Source organism: Psychrobacter sp. 1U2 (genome assembly GCF_051847575.1).
Map to the genome: position 1 here is coordinate 1 of NZ_JBPYDC010000336.1, position 1,192 is coordinate 1,192.

The window sequence follows — 1,192 nt, forward strand, 5'->3', positions numbered from 1 at the left end:
CTCTATTAAGTGAAGTAAAGCAGTGGCGTAAGCAGATTCATAGTCAACCAGAGCTCGGTTTTAAAGAGTTCAAAACGTCATCATTTATTATCGACAAGTTACAGTCCTTTGGGATTGAGGTGCATCAAGGATTGGGCGGTACTGGTGTTGTCGGTACTCTAAAGAATGGCTCAGGCCCTACTATCGGCATACGAGCAGATATCGATGCGCTACCAATAAAAGAGCAAAACGACATTGATTATAAATCTACTCATGAAAACTGCATGCACGCCTGTGGCCATGATGGTCACACTTCAGTTCTGCTTGGTACGGCAAAGCATCTGAGCCAACATAAAAACTTTAATGGCACCATTCATTTTATATTCCAACCTGCTGAGGAGGTCTTAGGTGGTGCCAAGGCCATGATTGATGACGGCTTATTCGATAAATTCCCGATGGATGCGGTTTATGGATTGCACAATTGGCCAGGGCTTCCTGTAGGACAAGTTGCCGTTAATGATGGACCGATGATGGCGTCATTTGATACCTTTGAGATTACTTTGACTGGTAAAGGCACTCATGCAGCTATGCCACATTTAGGGGCTGATCCTATAGCAGCAGGAGCCGCTTTAATTACTAATATTCAATCTATTGTCTCTCGTCGAATATCTCCGCTCAAATCAGGCGTTATTAGCGTAACGCAGATGAATAGTGGGGATACTACCAACGTCATCCCTGATTACGCCATTTTAAAAGGAACCGTTCGTAGCTTTGATATGGACGTGCGCCAGTCCATGCAGGATATGCTCACAGAAATGGTTAAGACACTACCACCTCTATATGGTGTCACAGGCGAGATGGATTACCATATTCGCTATCCAGTAACCACTAATAATAGTCAAGCTTATCTTGAAATCGAAGAGGCTGCTACTAAAGTGCTGGGTGCTGATAAGGTAAATACTGCCGTAGAGCCATCAATGGCTTCTGAGGATTTTTCATTCATGAGTCAAGTGGTTAAAGGTGCTTATTTTTGGTTAGGTGTTGATGGTAGCAGCCCCTCCAAACCATTACACAATGCGTCTTATGATTTTAATGATGATGCTATTGAGACGGGTATCAAAGTATGGACTTCTTTAGTTGAGTCTCAACTACCAAAAAATGCTGCATAAACCAAATAATAAAAAAAACTTAGAAATCATAAAATGCAAAGGGA

Annotated in this window: 1 protein-coding gene; it reads left to right on the forward strand. The window is 42.3% G+C overall.

The window, feature by feature from the left end; genetic code table 11:
* Positions 1-1,148, forward strand: a 1,148-nt coding sequence (locus tag ACS8FD_RS15610; protein WP_439276521.1) for a M20 aminoacylase family protein, incomplete at its 5' end; no start/stop codon positions are given.
* Positions 1,149-1,192: the final 44 nt, after the last annotated feature.